The following is a 325-nucleotide window of genomic DNA, read 5'->3' as shown; positions in this document are numbered from 1 at the left end:
CCGCAGGGCGCGGGTGGCGCGCACCATGTCGAGTTCGGCCGGTCCGGGGCGGTCCACGGTGAGGACGGCGACCCGCGCGTCCGCGGGCTCACACACGGTCAGGTCCGGGCAGGCCAGCAGGGTGGTGCGCGTGCCGGCCTCCAGTACCGGGTCGAGGGCGACCACGCCGACGGTTACGGGTGCTCCCATCTGCTACTCCTAGGAAGTTCGTCCGCCCGGTCGGGCACGCTCCGGGTCGGTGCTGCGGTGGGGACTGGCACCACCGTGCCGGGGGCGGGGGTGCGCCGGCATCGGTAACCGGTCCCCACCTTTCCGGCCGGCGGGG

The 325-nt window shown here is 75.4% G+C and carries 1 pseudogene; it reads right to left on the bottom strand.

The features are described 5' to 3' along the window. Nucleotides 1-189, bottom strand: a pseudogene (locus B9S61_RS01345) (DNA-binding response regulator); the annotation flags it as partial. Nucleotides 190-325: the final 136 nt, after the last annotated feature.

Source organism: Streptomyces sp. SM1 (assembly GCF_002910825.1).
Classification (GTDB): domain Bacteria; phylum Actinomycetota; class Actinomycetes; order Streptomycetales; family Streptomycetaceae; genus Streptomyces; species Streptomyces okerensis.
Note: the sequence above shows the minus strand (reverse complement) of the source record. Positions and strands in the feature narration are given on the sequence as shown.